Source organism: Acinetobacter sp. YQ_14 (genome assembly GCF_043102985.1).
GTDB lineage: Bacteria > Pseudomonadota > Gammaproteobacteria > Pseudomonadales > Moraxellaceae > Acinetobacter > Acinetobacter venetianus.
In genome coordinates this window covers 198123-216658 of record NZ_JBICJJ010000024.1, presented here as the reverse complement: position 1 = coordinate 216658, position 18536 = coordinate 198123, and the positions used below count along the sequence as shown (strand labels likewise).

Genomic DNA, 18536 nt, shown 5'->3' with positions numbered 1-18536 from the left:
TTAAATATTTTACTGCTGCGTTGCTTGCTTCCGAACTTCATCAACTTTTTCTAATGCCTCTTTCTCATCAATGTCATAAATTTTTTTCAATGCCTTATTGGCACTAAAACGTTTATAACTCCAATGATAATGTTCAGGATAACGTCGAATCAGTTGTTCTAAGCTTTGATGAATGATCAGCGTACCATCCTCGGCAGTTCCTTGATAGATTTGAGGATTAATAGGTTCAATCACCATATCAAATCCATCTTGATCATTACGTTTAGTGTAGAGCAATAATGCAGCAGCTTTAGTTTTTTGAATCAGTTTTGCACTCAAGCTGCTTGAAGCTAGAGGAATACCAAAATAATTGACCATCTCACCACCATGATCAGGGGTATGGTCAGGCAAAATAGCTGTGGTTCCACCTTGTTTTAAAGCTTTAAAAATTTGACGCACGCCACTTTCATCCGTTGGAACAAGGTTTGCTTGTTCTCGGCTTCTCGCATCACGGACAAAACGATCAGCGTCAGGGTTTTTAACGGGCTTATACAAAATAGTCATTTGTGTATGTTGAGATAACCATGCATTCATTACTTCCCAGGTGCCAAAGTGTGGAAGAATCAAGACAACCCCTTTTTTTGCGGCGAGAGCTTCATGGAAATAATGTTCACCACTCACATGATGAATACGTTGAATATTTTTTTTGTTTGATGTTCCCCAAATGCTCAAAAACTCAAAATAGGACGTAATTTCATTTTGAATGGCTTGTTTTTTGAGTCGTTGATATTCTTGTTCAGATAAATGTGGAAAAGCAATGCGGAGATTTAAACCAATAATTTTAGAAATTTTAGAGAGTTGAAATGTATTAAATAGTGCAGCCAGCAGTTTCGCAAAGAAACGCCCGAGTTGAATCGGCTGGCGGCTAATCAATTTTATAAGACGATAGGAAGTACTTGTCGATGTATGTTGGGTCATTTATCAAAGGTATTGAGAATTACAAAGGAAAGTATAATGCAAAAAATAATTATAAGTTAAGACAAGTTATTTAAACAGTTTTATGCAAATCCGCGTATATAATAAAACCACTTTACAATATATTGGATTGGAATCTTATGTCCGATTGGCCACCGAAACCACAAAACGAACCAACAAATAGTAATAATGTCACAGGCAAAGAATGGCAAATTTTAGAAAAGGCTGTTTTAGCTTCCGTAGAGGAACAACGTCGTAGCCGTCGTTGGAGTATCTTCTTTAAATGTTTAGGTTTTGCTTATTTACTGATTGTACTTATAGCGATGACGAAAGGATGTTCAACATCAGCAGAAAAATCAACAACAAGTATCAGTAGCGACCACCTAGCAGTGGTGGATATTATTGGTACGATTGATTCTTCTAGCAGTCAATCGACTGTCAATAGTGAAGATACCAATAAAGCATTAAAACGTGCTTTTGAAGCGAGCGGTAGCAAAGCGATTGCTTTAAATATTAATTCACCTGGTGGTTCTCCTGTTCAATCAGATGAAATTTGGCAAGAAATTCGTTATTTAAAAAAACAACATCCAGATAAAAAAGTCTATGCTGTAATTGGTGATATGGGCGCATCAGGTGCTTATTATATTGCTTCAGCAGCGGATGAAATTATCGTGAATCCTTCAAGCTTGGTGGGTTCAATTGGTGTGATTATGCCAAATTATGGATTAAGTGGCTTAGCACAAAAGCTTGGTATTGAAGATCGCACACTCACATCGGGTAACAACAAAGATATTTTGAGTATGACGAAACCGATTAATCCTGCTCAACAAGCGCATGTACAATCTGTCTTAGACAATGTGCACACACATTTTATCAATGCGGTTAAAGAAGGTCGTGGTAAGCGTTTGAAATCAACTGATCCTGCGGTGTTCTCAGGTCTATTTTGGACGGGTGAACAAGCGATTGCTTTGGGTGTTGCTGACCGTAGTGGTAGTCTTACAACGCTAATGCGTGAGCTGAAAGTTGAGCAAAAAGTTGATTACACAGTACAGCGTAATCCTTTAGAGTCAATTTTGGGACGTATGGGGGCAAAGATTGGTGAAGGGATTAGTAGTTCATTAGCTGCTCAATTAGAAACTCAGCAAAGTGCAAAAATTCAATAATTTTAGTTTTTAAAATTAGTTTCCTCTTATTCGTAAGGGGAAACCAAGCAAATCAATTAATCCATCAAATTTCCCTCTCTAAAAATTACTCCTTAGTTCTTTCTTTTAATTTGCATTAAAGTGACATAGCGGGATAATTGACCAATCAATAAATTTATAGACAAACTTATGAAACCTTTAATCCATTTCGCACATGCGAACGGTGTCCCTTCAAAAGTTTATCAAAAACTTTTTGATCAACTCAAAGATGAATATGATGTCATTTATGTATCAGAAATTGGTTCTGATCAGCGTTATCCAATTACGCACGGTTGGAAATCTTTAGTAGACCAAGTGATTGATAGTATCGTTCAGCAATCGCATGGACGTAAGGTGATTGGATTAGGTCATTCTTTGGGTTCTGTTTTGACCTTAATGGCAGCATATCGTCGTCCTGAATTATTTTCTCAAGTGATCATGCTTGATCCACCTTTTATTATTGGTAAAGCATCTTTCGCTTTTCATTTGGCAAAGTTATTTAAGCCAAAACTTGTTGATCAGATTACACCAGCAGGTTTATCTGCCCGACGCAGAGATCGCTGGGAGTCGCGAGAGCAGGCTGCAGAATTGTTGAGACCAAAAGGTTTTTATCAATTTTTTGATGAAGATTGTTTTCAAGCCTATATTGATCATGCCTTGACAAACGATCCGCAAAATAATGGCGTCATGTTAACCATACCTAAGCACGCAGAAGTTAAGATATTTAGAACAACACCATCAATGTGGTGGTTGCCGATGCCAAAGCCAAAAGTTCCTGTTGATTTGGTTGTAGGTCAAGACAGCGTATTTTTGAAGCAGAAGCTGCCTCAAGTAGCACAAAAGAAATTGGATATTCCATTTTCAGTTGTTGATGGAGGGCATATGTTCCCGTTGGAACATCCATTGGATACAGTAGAAAAGATTAGAAGTTTGATTAAATCAAAATAAAAAAGATGAGGAAAATCAGCAAATCTAAATTTGCTGATTCTTTAACTACAAGTGAGCAAATTGAATAGGACGCTCTAAAGGTTTTTGGTTGAAATAGGCTTTGCCATTTTCCCAAGATAGCTGACCATTACATATCCATTGTGTAACTTGAGGATAAATAAAATGCTCAAGTTTATGTATGCGCTGCGCTAAACTTTCAGCGGTATCATGCAAACCAACTTCAATAACTGACTGAGCAATACTTTGACCAGCATCAAGTTCAGCTGTTACAAAATGAACCGTACAACCATGCAGGCGATCCCCTGTATTTAATACGCGTTGATGCGTATTAACACCTTTATAGAAAGGCAAGAGAGAAGGGTGAATATTTAACATTTTCCCTTGCCATTTACTGACAAAGTTTGGTGTTAATATGCGCATAAAACCTGCAAGAATGACTAAATCAATCTGCCAATTCAGCAGTTGTTGATGCATTGCTTCATCGAAGCTTTCTCTATTTGGAAAGTCTTTATGCGAAATGACAGCAGTTGCAATATTGGCGTTCTCAGCACGTTGTAACGCATAAGCATCAGCTTTGTTGGAAAGAACACCAATGATTTGCCCTGATAGTTGTTTGCCTTGTTGGGCATCTATCAGGGCTTGTAAGTTGCTACCATTGCCAGAGACAAGTACAGCAATTTTCATTATGCAAAGATCACACGAATTTTTTCATCTGCGCCTTCAACTGATTCAGCATTTTCTTGGATATGACCAATTTTCCAAGCTTTTTCACCTTGAGCGTTCAATACCTCAACGGCTTTATCCGCTTCGCTTGGATCAACGGCAATTACCATACCAACACCACAGTTGAATGTACGATACATTTCAAAGCGTTCTACATTTCCTTCGCGCTGTAAAAGTTGGAATAACTCAGACCATTCCCAGCTTGATTCATCAATAACGGCTTGAGCGCCATTTGGAAGAACACGCGGAAGGTTACCCGGCAAACCACCACCAGTGATATGTGCCATTGCATGGACATCAACTTGTTTGCAAAGTTCTAAAACAGGTTTTACATAAATGCGAGTCGGTTCCATTGCAACATCTGCAAGTGGACGACCATCAACGATTTGAGTTAAATCAACATTTTTAACATCTAAAATTTTACGTAGTAAAGAATAGCCGTTTGAATGCGCGCCGCTAGAGGCAACACCAATCAATACATCACCAGCTTTTACTTTAGAGCCATCAATAATTTTGCTTTGCTCAACAACACCGACAGCAAAACCAGCAAGATCGTAATCTTCACCTTCATACATACCAGGCATTTCAGCAGTTTCACCACCGACTAATGCACAACCTGCAAGCTCACAACCTTTACCAATACCAGTGACTACATTCGCTGCAACATCAACATTCAAATGACCTGTTGCATAGTAATCTAAGAAGAATAATGGTTCAGCACCACATACAAGTAAGTCATTTACACACATTGCCACAAGGTCTTGACCGATTGTGTCATGGCGGTTCAGATTAAGTGCTAAACGTAGCTTAGTACCTACACCGTCAGTTCCTGAAACCAATACAGGCTCTTCATAGCCTTTAGGAATTTTGCATAGTGCACCAAAGCCACCTAGACCGCCCATAACTTCAGGACGAGTGGTACGTTTAGCGACAGATTTGATACGATCGACCAGTGCGTCGCCCGCTTCAATGTCGACCCCCGCATCTTTGTAGCTTAAACCAGTGTTTGGGGTAGAAGTTGAGTTGCTCATAATGAAGTCTCCGCATTGGCGGCAGATTATAACCCGAATATACGAAACTCTTATGTTATTTATGCTCGAAAATGCTATCTTTATTTAAAATTTTTTTCCATTTATAACGATTACACGAAAAAAGGCTAGATTTTATGCAAGATCAGGTACTGCGCCGTATCTTTATCATCGCTGGACTCGCATTGCTTCTCTGGGTCTTATACTTATTGAAACCTGTTGTACTGCCATTTGTAGGTGCATTTTTTATTGCTTACCTGTTTAGTCCACTTGTTGATGTTCTTGTAAAAATTAAATTACCCCGTTGGTTAGCCATTAGTATCGTATTTGTTGGTATTGGCGTAGGTCTGACAGTTGTTTTGTGGTTCCTTGTACCATTGGTATGGAAGCAGTTAATGTACGCTAGAGACAGTATTCCTGCGGGCATTCACTGGATCAACGCGACGTTCTTGCCTTGGGTTTCTCATACGTTCAATGTGGTACCAATGGAAATCGATACTGAGCAAATTTCTAAGACTGTAATGGATTATATCCAAACCAATTATAGTGCGGATAGTATTCAAACGATGGCGTTAAGACTTGCTCAGTCTGGTTTGAATTTTATTCAAATTGGTGGGGTGGTTATTCTTATTCCAATTATTTCTTTCTATTTCTTACTTGATTGGGAAAGAATGTTACAAAGCCTTCGACGTTTAATTCCTCGTCCTTATGAGGCATCGACATTAACAATCGTTCGTGAGTGCCACAGTGTATTAGGTGCGTTTGTAAAAGGGCAGTTCTTAGTGATGCTTTTGCTTGGAATTGTTTATGCGGTAGGTCTACAACTTATCGGTTTAGAAGTTGGCTTAATTATTGGAATGATTGCGGGCTTGGCGAGTATTATTCCTTATTTAGGTTTTGGCGTTGGTATTATTGCAGCTGTAATTGCATCATTATTCCAATTCGGACTTGATTGGATGCAATTATTGTTAGTTGGTATTGTATTCATGATTGGTCAGATGGTTGAAGGTTATATTCTACAACCATTCCTGTTAGGTGATAAAATTGGTTTATCTCCTGTAGCTGTTGTTTTTGCTGTTTTAGCAGGTGCACAACTAGGTGGTTTTCTTGGAATGTTGATAGCATTACCTGTCGCTGCGGTCATCGTTGTTTTGCTTAAACATGCAAGAAATAACTATGAGAAAAGTCGTCTCTATGGATTACCTACCGAAATTATTGTTGCAGAAGGCAGCACTCAGCACATTAGTATTGAAACGAATGAAATAGATATTGATATTGATGTGAAAAACTCTCAAGATACAGAGACTTCAGATACAAACACTTCCAAGTAATTGAGGAAAATACGACATATATGCGTCAACTCCAACTGGATATTGAACCCCAACTGGATGCTCGAATCAGTGATTTTTCGGGGCCAGGTTGGGGGCCTGTAGTTGATGCAATTAGACAGTTACATGCAGGCCTAGTCAGTCGTTTTTATATTTATGGTGGTGCTGGAACAGGGAAAAGTCATTTATTATCAGCAATTTGTGACTCTTATCTTGAATTGGGGCGACCAGCAATCAAGGTATCTTTATTAGAATTATTAGATGCTCCTATTGAAGCGATTACCTCATTAGAGTTTTATGATTTAGTTGCTTTAGATGATATTGATGCAATCAGTGGTGTTCCACATTGGCAAAAAGCTGTTTTTCATTTAATGAATAATCACGAAGGCCAACTCGTTTTTTCTTCTCGCGTTGCTCCCATTGAGTTAAAGCTAGAATTACCAGATTTACAGTCAAGGTTAACGCAGGCTGTGAGTGTTAAAGTACCCAACGGTAGTTCTTTTACTGATCGACAAGCATTGCTTCAATCTGTGATGACCCGTCGAGGTATTCATTTTGATCAACAAATCATTGATTATTTATTATTGAATGGCCCACACCAAGCCTCTATTTTATTACAAACTCTTGCGCAGCTCGAAAAAATGTTGAAGGGTGAAAAAACAAAGCTTTCAAATACAACACTTAAGCAAATTTATGCATTAATTGATGAATATCGCCAATAGCACAAAATTTCTTGAGTAATTTCGAGAGCTGTGACAAAGTACGCACAAAGGAATGTGGTTGCAAATGATTAGTTTGCGATACGAAGAAAAATGAAAAATAGAAGGAGATCGGTATGCTCAAGCGAACGCTTGCCTGTGCTTTATTTGCGATTACTGGACATGTATATTCTGCAGATATTCAAGTTACAACATTAGTTGATGAAGACAAAGACGATACAGCTTGTTCATTACGTGAAGCCGTATTCTTTTTAAATAACAGAACTCAGACCGAATACGAAAATGGATATCATGGTTGTGGAGATAAAGATGCTTCATCTACAATTATTTTGCAGCGTGATAAAGAATATACTTTAAATAAAGCTCTTGAAATAAAAGCATCGATGTCGATTATTGCGGCTAGTAGTGGGGACTTTAATGATAGTAAGAAGGGTTTAAATAATCCTACAATAAAAATGGCTGGCAACGAGCGCTTATTTTTGATTGATGATGGAAGTGTAGAAAATGAGTTAATCAATGTTTTTTTCACAGAGTTGAATCTAAAAGGATCAACTTCAAAATTAAATGATGGCGGATTAATTTATAATCGTGAGTCATTAAGCATTACTTATTCAAGGCTAAATGATGGTAAAGCAAATAGAGGTGGAGCTATTTATAATGCTGGTATTTATTCAAATACACAAAAAACAGCTGGGTTTGTGAGTTTAAATAATACAATTATACAAAATAATAGTGCAGATCAGGGTGCTGCGATTTATAGTGAAATGCCTCGTTATGTGATTTCTCAATCTGTTATCCGTGATAATGAGGGGAAAGCTACACCTGAGGGTTCTATTTTTTATGTCCAGACTGGTTATACGGATGAAACCATTGGCAGTGTGTTGGTTAGAGACACAGGTGGGTTGAAAAACTCTACTATATTCAATAATAAAGGTGGATACATTGCAAACATACGTCAGGGTATGGTTGTAAATAATATTACTATGATAAAAAATGCTGGCGGCTTTTATTTACAAGCACCTCAGTGGAACTTAACAACAACAAATGGTGGTACAACAAGCACTGAGACATACCCAAGTGCTTATATCTCAAATAGTATAATTGTTGATAACGCTGGTAAAAACTGTGTTATTGCATCAGGTGATGAAACCGTTATTCAGAGTAACTTGACTGAAACAGAGTGTAATCTAAATGCACCTGCTGAACGTCCAAATTTTATATGGGATAAAAATAATTCGCAGCATACATTGATTGGTGGTGTTGATGATGAGGGAATATGTAGTGCACCTCCAGCAAATGGATTGTTATGCCCCTATTATACGCCAAAAGATCAAATGTTAGGTTTTTTTAAACCACGGTTATTAATGTCATATTACAGACTTACAGATTCATTAATCGTTAACAAAGGTCGAATTTATAGTGATGGTAGCAATGTTGGGTTAGCAAGTTGTGAAACTGTTGATCAGCGAGGTAAAAATAGAAGTGGGTATGATGAGCTATGTGATTTAGGTGCTATCGAATTAATTGTTGATCGCTCTAGTGTGCCAATTGCGGGACAGGATATTCTGTATGGCGAGATTGCTAAATTTAGTATTGCAGATAGTTTGTTAGATGGTGAATTACTTGATCCTGAGTCATGTAAAGTAGTACTTCAGCAAGAAACTGATAAGAATGGGCAGCCTTGGCAGCCAGGGTGTTTGGAAATTGTACAAACTCAAACCCCTTCTAAAGGTAAATTGACTCTTGATCAAGATGGGAATGTTGTATATGTGCCAAATGGAGATTGGCATGGTGCAGATAAATTTAATATGCGTATCATGACTACAACCACTCGATTCAATGATGTGTCAAATTATTACATTACTATACCAACCACAATTGTTCAGGATCCACCAAATAATTTTGAAAGTAAAACTGTAAATGTTAGTGGTGGTAGTATTGGAATCTCTGCAATTTTTATGTTGCTAGGACTAATTGGTTTGCGTCGTTATAGAGCTTAATCAAGGATGATTTTAAAGATGAAAAATTATAAAAAAGGGATATTAGCAACAATGGTTATTGCATCAATGCCATTGATTGCTGCAACAAGTAGCGATGTAATTAAGGTAACTACATTTGTAGATGAGGATGGTGAAAATACTAATGCGTGCTCATTACGAGAAGCTTTAAAAACTGCAGAGTTACGTAAATCATATGGTGGTTGTAGTATAACGGATACTTTATCAACGACTACTAAACAGATTCAGTTAGAGGCAGGAACTTATACCCTAACAAAAGAGCTTGTACCAATGGTCAATGTTTTGATTATTGGTGCTACTCCAGTAAATTGGGAAAAAAAGAATGTCATTACTAATCAGTATCCAGCACAAAAAGCGCTTGAATCAATAATTGATGCTCAGAAAAATTCCCGCATTTTTAATACGACTGTTGCAAATAAGACACTCTCTTTAAATAGTGTTGTACTAAAGAATGGTCAAACTTCTGATCGAGGCGGGGCAATTTATGCCGGTGCTGATGTCAGTCTATTAAATAGTCAAATTCTAGATTCCTCAGCTAATATTGCTGGTGGGGCAATCTTTTTAGCAGGACCTTCAGCTTCTTTAACGATTACAAGTAGTTTAATTAGTAATAATACTGCCCCTTTATCTACTGTTGTAGGGATGAGCTGTTTTAATGATAATGTTTATTCTAAGAGAACTATTTCTATTAATAATAGTAGTTTAATTAATAATGGTTCAAACTCCTCATCCAGCATGTTAGAGTTTTGTGGGCAACCAGCTACAACTCTTAGCACGAATACTATTGCAAAAAATATAGTAAATACTTCTAATGGTAGTTTAATCAAGTTTAGTGGTGACACTAAGGCTGGTAGTGATAGTAATAATGGTTCTAGTATTTTAAGTAATGCAAGTAGTTTGAATTTACTAAGTAATACAATTGTTGAAAATACAGCTAATACGATTTTTTTATATGATAAATTAGGAAGTAAGTCATTAAGCTTTAATATACTTTCTCATAATAATAATACATCTGCTTGTAGATATCTGTTAGGTGATGCGGCGGAACTAGAAAGTATGAAAATGTCTGCGAACTACAATGCGATAGAGCGAGCTGGTTCAAAAAAATGTGATTTACCAAAAGAAGCCTTTCCGACTGAAGATAAAAACATCGATGTTAGTGGGATAAGTGATGTTAGATCTATATTAAGTGATCTATCGAAACAGACCGAATATACAGCCTTTTTGCCAATGTATTATCCAAAAAAAGATTCTGTTTTAATTGACGTAAGTAAAGCAGGGGCTGATGGATGTAGTGAAAGCGATCAGAGAGGTATTGCTCGTATTGCGGATGGTACACTCTATTTCAATCCTGAAGAGCGTAACAGTTGTGATGTAGGGTCTGTGGAGCTGATGAAATTTACAGCTGGTGATTTAGAGGATTTATCAAATACATCTATTTCTACCTTAGTGGCAGGATATAAACAGCAAGTTGATAACTATGAGTATTTGGTAGAAAATCCTGATGATCCGAAATATGAAACTTATGATAAAGAAAATCTTGAAATTTATAAAAATCTCTTAGAAAAAACGAAAGATAATTTACATTATCGTGCTATTTATATTGATTTGAAAAATTATCAACTACCTCTGCCCGAAGAAATAGAACTGTCTGATGGTACGCACAAGCTTCAATTTTTTGATAAGAGTTTGTATAAAGTAACGACTAAGGCTTTAGGTGTTGGTCAGATTAATGATTCTGAATATACTGTTCAAGAGGATGAAAATTTAATCTGCGAATGGAACAATGATTTAGCCCAAATAATTATGTATCGAAAAGATGATACAATTACTCAAGCTGGAGATAAAGAGTTTTGTCAATATACGATTGAGTCTAATGATAATTCTAATGTTAAATCTACAGGGTTAATCAAAGCTGCCTTTAATAATATAGCACCTGAAGCAAAAGATACTTCTGTTACTTTAAAATATCAGCAAAAGGAAAAAGTAGCTTTAGATTTGTTAAAATTCTCTAATGATAATGGGGATACAGGAGAAGGTGGTAAAGGTCCTGATGATGAACCAAATAAGCCTGCTTTTTGGAAAAATGAAGATGGTATAGAGTTACCAATTCGTTTATCTAATGTACCGAGTAAAAATATTCTTGTAACAGCAGATCGAGAAGGTAAATGTCCTAAGCCCGATGATAGTCAAACTTGTTACGGTGGTAATATTTATATTCAAGAGGCAAATGCATTCAACCCATTTAATTACTCATTCAACTATCAAGTTTATGATGCAGATGGTATAGCATCAAACACAGCCACTGTTAGTGTAATTAGTACAGCAACAACAACAGATGATACTCGTAGTGCAAGTAATGGTGGAGGGGGGAGTATTGGATGGCTTTCTTTACTTGGACTATTTGGATTGCTGGGCTATCGCCGAATGAAGAAATAAAATTTGATTCAATAAAAATAGCGCCTTTAGGCGCTATTTTTATGCATAGTTTAATTTCTGAAATTAATGTTCAGAGTATTTACTTAAGTATTCTTCTCGGATGTTTAATCTTTCTTCAACACTGGCATTCTGCATTCTTTTGCGCAATGTATTACGTTCTTGGGTGCTCATTTTTTGCCAAACGTCACGCATTTTTTGTTTTTCATTTTCTGGCAGTTGAGTAAACCACTCCATTCTTTGCTGGAGTTGAGTGCTTTGATTTGTCGGAATTTCTTTTAGTGTTTGATAGCGTTGAATCAATACACGTTGTTCTTCAGGCGAGAGATCATCCCAAGCTTCTTCAGTTGTTGGTTTGTTAGGTTTAGAAAAAACCCAAAAACGCTCTGAACTAGCAAAACTGGTTTGTAGCAGGCTGAGTGTACATACAACAAGAGCAATTCTTTTAGCTGCCATGAGGAACTCTATCTTCACCAAAGGCCATTAACATTTCCATATCTTCAACCATTTGCGGTGACAGTTTTGGATTTACGATCACTTGATTTTGCTGTTTGTCTGCAAGTTGCAATGAACTAGGTAATACAACAATACCCATAAGTGCTGCTGCAAAAGCAAAGCCCGTCATTTTCCAAATACTGTAGTAAGACGTTGGTTTCTTTTGAACAGTATCAAGAACATGATTCATCACTAACATTTTGTTGTGATATTGCTCTTTCTCAAGTTGATCGAGCTTGGAAGTCACTTTTTTTGTGAACTCATCTTTATTCATCTGATGATCCTCCATGTGGATTTAAATGCTCTAAAGCGATTCTGAGTCCTTGAATTGCACGATGATAGTGTGTTTTTACACTGCCCTCACTACAATCCATTATTTGAGCTGTGGTAGATGTATCAAAACCTTCCCAAGCTCTCAACATAAAAGCTTGCTGTTGTCTTACTGGTAGCTGGTTAATCGCTACCTGAATTTCTTCCATTGTTACTTCTTGATTGAGAAATTCAAATGGATTTGGAGTAGATTCATCGACGACATCAATAATTTCATTGTCGTCATCTAGACTCACTTTTTTGAATAGAGAAAATGGGCTTGCTCGACGCGCTTCTTTACGTCGCCAATCCTGTAATTTGTTATTAAGGATGGTATAGAAAAGGGGATACCATTCTTCTGTACTTTTATCAGAATATGATTTGTGTAAGGAAATAAAGGCTTCTTGGACTAAATCCATTGCAATACCTTGTTGTCCTTGCGTTGCACTTTCCATCATCACTAGGGCACGACCAGTGACGTCTTGCATAAAAAAACGCAGACGTTGTTCAACAGTACTGTGATCAGTACTGCTATCTGTTCGAGCCTGTTTCGGTGCTAAATCCATAGAGATGGAAAATCCTGTCATGGATACCCACCATTATTTCCAATTCATTGACCATATAACGTTGAAAATGGTGGATTCGTTGACAACTTAAGCAATTATTTTTAGTAGTGTAATTGATTTTCTCAGTAAAAAAATCGTATTTAAAATAAATTAACGTTTTACTGACGTTGGCGAACCATTTCAAAAAAGCAAATTGATCCAGCAATTGCAACATTTAGAGATTCTTGTCCGCCTGGTTGTGGAATTGCAACAGCCTCGGCATGTTCGAGGGCATAATTACTTGCACCTTGGCCTTCATTTCCTAAAATCCATACGCAAGCTTGTGTTAAGTCTTTGCTATATAAGCTTGTTGAACGATGGGAACTCGTAACAAAAACTGGAATTTTAAATTGTGGAAGAATGTCTTCAAGTTGAATATTTTCAAAGCAGACTAAGCTAAAGTGTGCGCCCATTCCTGCGCGCAATACACGCGGTGACCAAAGTGATGCAGATCTTTGTGTGCAAATAACTTGTTTGATATTTGCTGCTGCGGCTGAGCGTAAAAGCGTACCTACGTTGCCTGGATCTTGGACATTTTCAAGAATTAAAGTGTCTTGAGTAAAATCAATTTGTGCAGGATTCTGTGGTAAATCAATGATTGCCAAACAAGGTAATGTTGTACCGAGTGTACTTAAATCTTTATATAAAACCTCACTGATAACGAAAATATGCCCTTGATGAAGCCCAAAGACTTGTTGTAACTCGGAATTTTCTAATGCTTGTTCAGTGGTAAATAGTGAAAAGATTTTCTTTTGTTGTTGTAACCACGCTAGGCATAGGTGAGTACCCTCTAGAACGGTTTGCTGATGTTTCTTTCGGGCACTATTCAGCTCGATCAGCCCACGCAAATGTTTGATTTTTGCATTGTCTTTTGATTCTAGGAAAATAATGGCCATAAGAGTTTGTCTAATAAATTTAGGCTCAATGAATAGGATGGTTTAGCAATATTAGGCTAAGTTCTCATCTTATTTAAGGGTTAGCCTTCGGTTAAACCTACTTTTCTTGAGAGAAAAGTAGGTAAACCATAGTCATCCACAAAACCTATCGATTTTATTCATTAAAATATCTCATCATGTCTATGAAATATTTAAATTTTTGATACATCGTAGGTTGTAGATGATGTTTCCGAGTATCAAATTTTGATTGGATTAGTGATAGCTTGTCACACGTTCAACTTCATTTTTAGAACCAATAATGACAGGAACGCGTTGGTGTAATTCTGTCGGTTGGATTTCCATAATACGAACACGACCTGTTGTTGAAGCACCACCAGCTTGTTCGATTAACATACTCATTGGGTTTGCTTCATACATTAAACGTAAACGACCTGCTTTTTTAGGGTCTTTTAAATCGTAAGGGTAGAGGAAGACACCACCACGGCACAAAATACGGTGAATGTCGCCAACCATACATGCAACCCAACGCATATTAAAGTCTTTTTCACGAACTGAAGTTTTACCTGCTAAAAGTTCATCAATATAACGTTTTACAGGGTTTTCCCAATGGCGTTGATTCGATGCATTAATCGCAAATTCTTGTGTATCAGCTGACACCTGAACTTGTTCGGTGGTTAGTAGATAGGTTTGTGTTACTGGATCTAATGTAAAGAACACTACACCAGCACCAACAGTAAGTGCCAACATTGTTGATGGGCCGTATAATACGTAACCTGCAGCAACTTGTTCTGTACCTGCTTGCATGAAGTCGGTAGATTGAGTTACGGCATTTTTTGCTGGCAAGATTGAGAAGATTGTGCCTACACACATATTAATGTCGATGTTGCTTGAACCATCTAATGGATCAAATAACACGAGGTATTTACCATTTTCTTGTGCAGGTGTGAAATCATCTAATTCTTCAGACGCTAAACCGCCAACTTGAGGATGTACCTTTAAAGCATCAATTAAATAATCATTAGAAATAACATCTAATTTCTTTTGAGTTTCGCCTTGAACATTTTCATTACCAGCACTGCCTAAAATACCTGCCAAAGCACCTTTCTGTAATGCCTGATCAATTGTCTTACAAGTGTCTGCAATTGTTTCGATGACTTGTGCCAACTCTGGTGTCAAATTCCCATTTTGTTGTTCTAGATATTGGGACAAGGTAAGGTTTGACATAATTGAATAGCTCCGATTTAGCCGCGTCAAAAAATTGATAAAAGAATGCGGCTATTTTAGATGAGAACGCTCGAAAATAAAAATTATCTTACTTTATTTATGTTGCTTTTATGATTACAAGCGACAGATTACATGCTATGTTGATCGCATACTAGACAGGAAGTTTGGAGAGCACAGATGTCGACTAAGAATTTTGACGCTACCCCAACGCCAAGTGAGCCAATTAGCTTAGAAAAGATTTCTAAAGAAAATGTGCAAGAGGCGTGGAAAGAGTACGAATCAAAACCTGAATATAAAGAGTTTAATAAACACGATATGATTGAGTCGATGCAGCCATCTGATAAAAAAGATGATGCAGAATCTCAAACATAAAAAATGCTCACGATATGTGAGCATTTTTATTTGAAGCTAAATCATTATTATTTTAATAATGGTGGTACTGCTTCGTAGTTGATTTCCACACGACGGTTTTCTTTCCAAGCTGCTTCATTGTGACCTGTATTAACAGGTGCTTCTTTACCATAGCTCACAGCTTCAAGTTGCTGTGGATTTACACCATTGGTAATTAAGAAGCTTTCTACAGCTTTTGCACGACGCTCACCGAGTGCCATATTGTATTCACGAGTACCACGTTCATCAGTGTGGCCTGTTAAAGCAACTTTTGAGTTGGCATTTGCAACTAAGAATTGAGCATGTGCTTGTAGTGTTTGATAGTCTTCATTTGATAAATCACTACTGTCATAGTCGAAATGAACAACACGTTTAGCTAAAAATGCTTTATTTGCAGCAGTAACACCTTTAGACGATGCACCTGCTAGATTTTGTGCATTTAATGCAGCATCTTCGCTTAAACCTTCTGTGCTTACAGTAGTTGAACCATTTGGTGTATTACCCGTTGTAATTTCAGCAGCTGGTTTACGGCTTGCACATCCTGTAAATACAAGCGTTGCAGCAATAAGTGGAAGTGTTAAATATTTAATATTCATTTGAATCTCCAATAGATTGAATTTATTTTGGTGCCCAAGCTGGTTCTCGAACTTCGCCTTGTTCGCTTGGCAAGTTCATACGGAAACGACCATCTGTTGACATGATTGATAACAGGCCACGATTACCTTCACGCGTTGCATAAACCACCATTTGTCCATTTGGTGAGAAACTTGGTGATTCGTCCAGACTTGTTGGGGTTAAGATATTTGTGATGCCAGTATTAATATCTTGAATCGCGACTTTGTAATTGCTGCCGCTAGGTCGATGAACAAGTGCAATTTTTTTGCCATCAGCACTCAATGTACCTCGTGCATTGAACGCACCTTTGAATGTAAGTCGTTTAACTGATCCATCATCAAAACTATAACGATAAATTTGTGGAGAGCCACCACGGTCAGAGGTAAAAATAAATGATTTTCCATCTGGTGCGTAACGTGCTTCAGTATCAATCGCTGAGTCCGTAGTCATTCGTTTTACTTGGCGAGTTCCTAAATCCATTTGATAGATTTCTGGGTTTCCATGCATAGATGCTGTGAAGAGCATAGACTTGCCATCTGGAGAGAAACTTGGTGCGCCGTTCAAACCACGGAAACTCGCTAAAACCTCTCTTTCACCCGTTGCTAAATCTTGCATATAAATTGCAGGGCGTTTGGTTTCAAATGAGACATAAGCAATTTTCTTGGCATCAGGTGACCATGTCGGTGACAGAATAGGATCGCGTGATGAAAGTACAGTTTTCGGCTGTTCGCCATCTGTATCAGCAATTTGCAATGTATAACGTTGAGCTGGAGTAGCTTGATTTCGTAATACATAAGCAATACGACCGCTGAAGTCACCTGCAATGCCAGTTAATGCTTGATAAATTGCATCACTGATCATGTGACCCGCTTGGCGTACTCGTGAATTTGGTACGGTTAAAACTTCGTTGAGTAAGTATTGACGTTTTTGTACATCGTATAGCTGGTAATGGACTTCAAAAGAATTGCCTGCAATCGGCTTAAGTTGACCAACGACAACATAAGGAACGCCAGCACTTTGCCAATTTTCCGCTTGGATCTGATTGAGTTGTGCTGTAGCGGGAAGGTTTTGTGATGCACTTGTAAAACGACCTGAGCGATTTAAATCGTTTTCAATGATGGGGTAGAGCGCATTATTGTCATTGCCAAAAGGAACGATTGCAATCTTTGGTGCTTGTTCGGGTGCCTTTGCAATTTCTAGGTGTAATTGTGCAAAGGTCGTGGCTGGTACAGTTAAGCTAAGCGCTGTAAGAACTGCCAAAGAAATAAGATGTCTACGCGTATTTTCCATAATTACAATTACTTGAGCTGGTGTTTTGAGACAGTTGATTATTTAACATACTTAACATGCTTTCGGCTATTAAAAACGAAGCATGTTAACTATTCATTACTATTTTGCTGTGAAACTTGAAGTAAAGCTTCTTGCTTCACGTCGAGCATCTGGATCTTGAGGCATCGGATATGGAGCAGCGGCTCGAACGGCAGCTTCAATACTTGCTTTCATGTCTGGATCTGATGAATTTACAATAACAGACATAACAGCACCGCTATCATTAAGAGTTACACGAGCTGTAGCTTTCTGACCAGATGAGCCCATTGGAATATTCCAAGTACGATAGATTTTCTTTTCAAAATCTTGTTTTGCTGTCGATGCAATTCGTTTAGCTTCCGCTTTTTTCTGTGCAGCATCTTGTTCAGCTTTTTTCGAAGAAGCAGCTTTTTCTTCTGCATCAGCTTTAGCTTTAGCTTTAGCCTCTGCATCGGCTTTACGTTTAGCTTCTGCGTCAGCCTTAGCTTTGGCATCCGCATCAGCTTTTCGTTTAGCGTCTGCATCGGCTTTTCGTTTAACGTCTGCATCGGCTTTGCGTTTAGCTTCTGCGTCAGCCTTAGCTTTGGCATCCGCATCAGCTTTTCGTTTAGCATCTGCATCGGCTTTACGTTTAGCGTCTGCATCGGCTTTACGTTTAGCTTCTGCTTCAGCTTTGCGTTTAGCGTCTGCATCAGCCTTAGCTTTGGCATCTGCATCGGCTTTACGTTTAGCCTCTGCATCGGCTTTTCGCTTAGCTTCCGCATCAGCTTTGCGCTTGGCATCTTGCTGAGCTTGTAACTTTGCATTTTCTGCAGCTTTCTGTTGCTGCTTCAATTTGGCATCTTGTTCAGCTTTTTGGCGTGCTTTAGCGTCAGCTTCCGCTTTTTGATCAGCTCTGCGTTTAGCATCAGCCTTTTGTTTGGCTTCTGCTTCATCACGTTGCTTTTGTGCTTGAGCTTCAGCAAGTTTGCGTTGCTCTTCAATTTTTTTAGCACGAGCAGCTTCATCAGCATTACGTTTTTGTTCGGCTAACTTTTCTTGCTCAGCTTTTTGTTGTTCCAAATTTGGTTGTTGAGTCGTTGGTTTGGGCGGTACGACAGGAATATTTTCTGGCAAGGTTTGATCGACGATCTGACTTTGCACTTCATTTGCTTGGTTTTCTGCAGAAGCTTGTTCATCATTGATTTGAGGAAGATCTTCGGGTTTTACTAAAACTGTTGTCAGCTTTTTTGGCTGCTCAGGTGGTTTGCTCAAGCCTAAAAAAAGCAAGCCAACAATCGCGATCGCATGAACACTGAGTGTAAAACCCAGTGCAATCGCATTTTGTTTAAATGGAGGCTCTTGAATTTTTTTCATAGC

18 protein-coding genes are annotated in these 18536 nt (G+C 37.9%); 7 read left to right on the top strand and 11 right to left on the bottom strand.

The features are described from left to right. Nucleotides 1-9: 9 nt before the first annotated feature. Nucleotides 10-957: a lysophospholipid acyltransferase family protein gene (locus ACF8D3_RS14265; protein WP_392472022.1), complete on the bottom strand. Its 948-nt coding sequence runs from the start codon at nucleotides 955-957 to the stop codon at nucleotides 10-12. A gap of 137 nt (nucleotides 958-1094) precedes the next feature. On the opposite strand from ACF8D3_RS14265, the gene sppA reads away from it, so the two are divergent. Next, nucleotides 1095-2117: a signal peptide peptidase SppA gene (sppA, locus tag ACF8D3_RS14260; RefSeq protein ID WP_061517166.1), complete on the top strand. Its 1023-nt coding sequence runs from the start codon at nucleotides 1095-1097 to the stop codon at nucleotides 2115-2117. A 168-nt stretch (nucleotides 2118-2285) separates the two neighbouring features. Continuing rightward, on the top strand, nucleotides 2286-3083 hold the full coding sequence (locus ACF8D3_RS14255; protein ID WP_392472020.1) for an alpha/beta hydrolase: 798 nt from the start codon (nucleotides 2286-2288) through the stop codon (nucleotides 3081-3083). A 45-nt stretch (nucleotides 3084-3128) separates the two neighbouring features. On the opposite strand, the gene purN is transcribed toward ACF8D3_RS14255, so the two are convergent. Beyond that, a complete protein-coding gene (gene purN, locus ACF8D3_RS14250; RefSeq protein ID WP_392472225.1) occupies nucleotides 3129-3770 on the bottom strand; it encodes a phosphoribosylglycinamide formyltransferase in 642 nt (213 codons plus the stop codon). Further along, nucleotides 3767-4837, bottom strand: a complete 1071-nt coding sequence (purM, locus tag ACF8D3_RS14245; protein WP_004878468.1) for a phosphoribosylformylglycinamidine cyclo-ligase — start codon at nucleotides 4835-4837, stop codon at nucleotides 3767-3769. The genes purN and purM overlap by 4 nt, the downstream gene beginning before the upstream one ends. A 134-nt stretch (nucleotides 4838-4971) precedes the next feature. Here purM and cxpE point away from each other — a divergent pair, with 134 nt between their 5' ends. From cxpE to ACF8D3_RS14225, 4 genes are all read left to right on the top strand, one after another. Further along, nucleotides 4972-6165 carry a chloramphenicol efflux transporter CxpE gene (gene cxpE, locus ACF8D3_RS14240; RefSeq protein WP_004878469.1) on the top strand — a complete coding sequence of 398 codons (1194 nt, stop codon included), beginning with the start codon at nucleotides 4972-4974 and terminating at the stop codon, nucleotides 6163-6165. Nucleotides 6166-6185: 20 nt separating this feature from the next. Then, a complete protein-coding gene (gene hda / locus ACF8D3_RS14235; RefSeq protein WP_007481527.1) occupies nucleotides 6186-6884 on the top strand; it encodes a DnaA regulatory inactivator Hda in 699 nt (232 codons plus the stop codon). Between the two features lie 113 nt (nucleotides 6885-6997). After that, on the top strand, nucleotides 6998-8881 hold the full coding sequence (gene rbtA / locus ACF8D3_RS14230; RefSeq protein WP_392472016.1) for a rhombotarget A: 1884 nt from the start codon (nucleotides 6998-7000) through the stop codon (nucleotides 8879-8881). An 18-nt stretch (nucleotides 8882-8899) separates the two neighbouring features. Further along, nucleotides 8900-11338 carry a CSLREA domain-containing protein gene (locus tag ACF8D3_RS14225; RefSeq protein WP_392472013.1) on the top strand — a complete coding sequence of 813 codons (2439 nt, stop codon included), beginning with the start codon at nucleotides 8900-8902 and terminating at the stop codon, nucleotides 11336-11338. 63 nt (nucleotides 11339-11401) lie between these two features. Here the strand turns inward: ACF8D3_RS14225 and ACF8D3_RS14220 are convergent, their stop codons facing one another. From ACF8D3_RS14220 to ACF8D3_RS14200, 5 genes are all read right to left on the bottom strand, one after another. Continuing rightward, nucleotides 11402-11791 (bottom strand): DUF3106 domain-containing protein, encoded by a 390-nt coding sequence (locus ACF8D3_RS14220; RefSeq protein WP_004878473.1) that lies wholly within the window; start codon nucleotides 11789-11791, stop codon nucleotides 11402-11404. Next, nucleotides 11781-12104 (bottom strand): hypothetical protein, encoded by a 324-nt coding sequence (locus ACF8D3_RS14215; protein ID WP_004878474.1) that lies wholly within the window; start codon nucleotides 12102-12104, stop codon nucleotides 11781-11783. The genes ACF8D3_RS14220 and ACF8D3_RS14215 overlap by 11 nt, the downstream gene beginning before the upstream one ends. Then, nucleotides 12097-12705 (bottom strand): RNA polymerase sigma factor, encoded by a 609-nt coding sequence (locus tag ACF8D3_RS14210; RefSeq protein WP_004878475.1) that lies wholly within the window; start codon nucleotides 12703-12705, stop codon nucleotides 12097-12099. Before ACF8D3_RS14210 ends, ACF8D3_RS14215 begins: the two co-directional genes overlap by 8 nt. 158 nt (nucleotides 12706-12863) lie before the next feature. After that, nucleotides 12864-13640 carry a TrmH family RNA methyltransferase gene (locus ACF8D3_RS14205; RefSeq protein WP_392472012.1) on the bottom strand — a complete coding sequence of 259 codons (777 nt, stop codon included), beginning with the start codon at nucleotides 13638-13640 and terminating at the stop codon, nucleotides 12864-12866. 252 nt (nucleotides 13641-13892) lie between these two features. Next, entirely contained in the window at nucleotides 13893-14864 is a 972-nt protein-coding gene (locus tag ACF8D3_RS14200; RefSeq protein ID WP_061393402.1) for a class 1 fructose-bisphosphatase, read from the bottom strand. A gap of 177 nt (nucleotides 14865-15041) precedes the next feature. Here ACF8D3_RS14200 and ACF8D3_RS14195 point away from each other — a divergent pair, with 177 nt between their 5' ends. Next, nucleotides 15042-15236: an NF038105 family protein gene (locus tag ACF8D3_RS14195; protein WP_007481521.1), complete on the top strand. Its 195-nt coding sequence runs from the start codon at nucleotides 15042-15044 to the stop codon at nucleotides 15234-15236. Nucleotides 15237-15283: 47 nt separating this feature from the next. Here the strand turns inward: ACF8D3_RS14195 and pal are convergent, their stop codons facing one another. The 3 genes from pal to tolA all read right to left on the bottom strand — a co-directional run bounded on the left by pal (nucleotide 15284) and on the right by tolA (nucleotide 18533). Further along, entirely contained in the window at nucleotides 15284-15850 is a 567-nt protein-coding gene (gene pal / locus ACF8D3_RS14190; RefSeq protein ID WP_004878480.1) for a peptidoglycan-associated lipoprotein Pal, read from the bottom strand. A gap of 22 nt (nucleotides 15851-15872) precedes the next feature. Beyond that, nucleotides 15873-17159: a Tol-Pal system beta propeller repeat protein TolB gene (gene tolB, locus ACF8D3_RS14185; RefSeq protein ID WP_007481519.1), complete on the bottom strand. Its 1287-nt coding sequence runs from the start codon at nucleotides 17157-17159 to the stop codon at nucleotides 15873-15875. 99 nt (nucleotides 17160-17258) lie between these two features. Beyond that, nucleotides 17259-18533 carry a cell envelope integrity protein TolA gene (tolA, locus tag ACF8D3_RS14180; RefSeq protein ID WP_392472008.1) on the bottom strand — a complete coding sequence of 425 codons (1275 nt, stop codon included), beginning with the start codon at nucleotides 18531-18533 and terminating at the stop codon, nucleotides 17259-17261. Nucleotides 18534-18536: the final 3 nt, after the last annotated feature.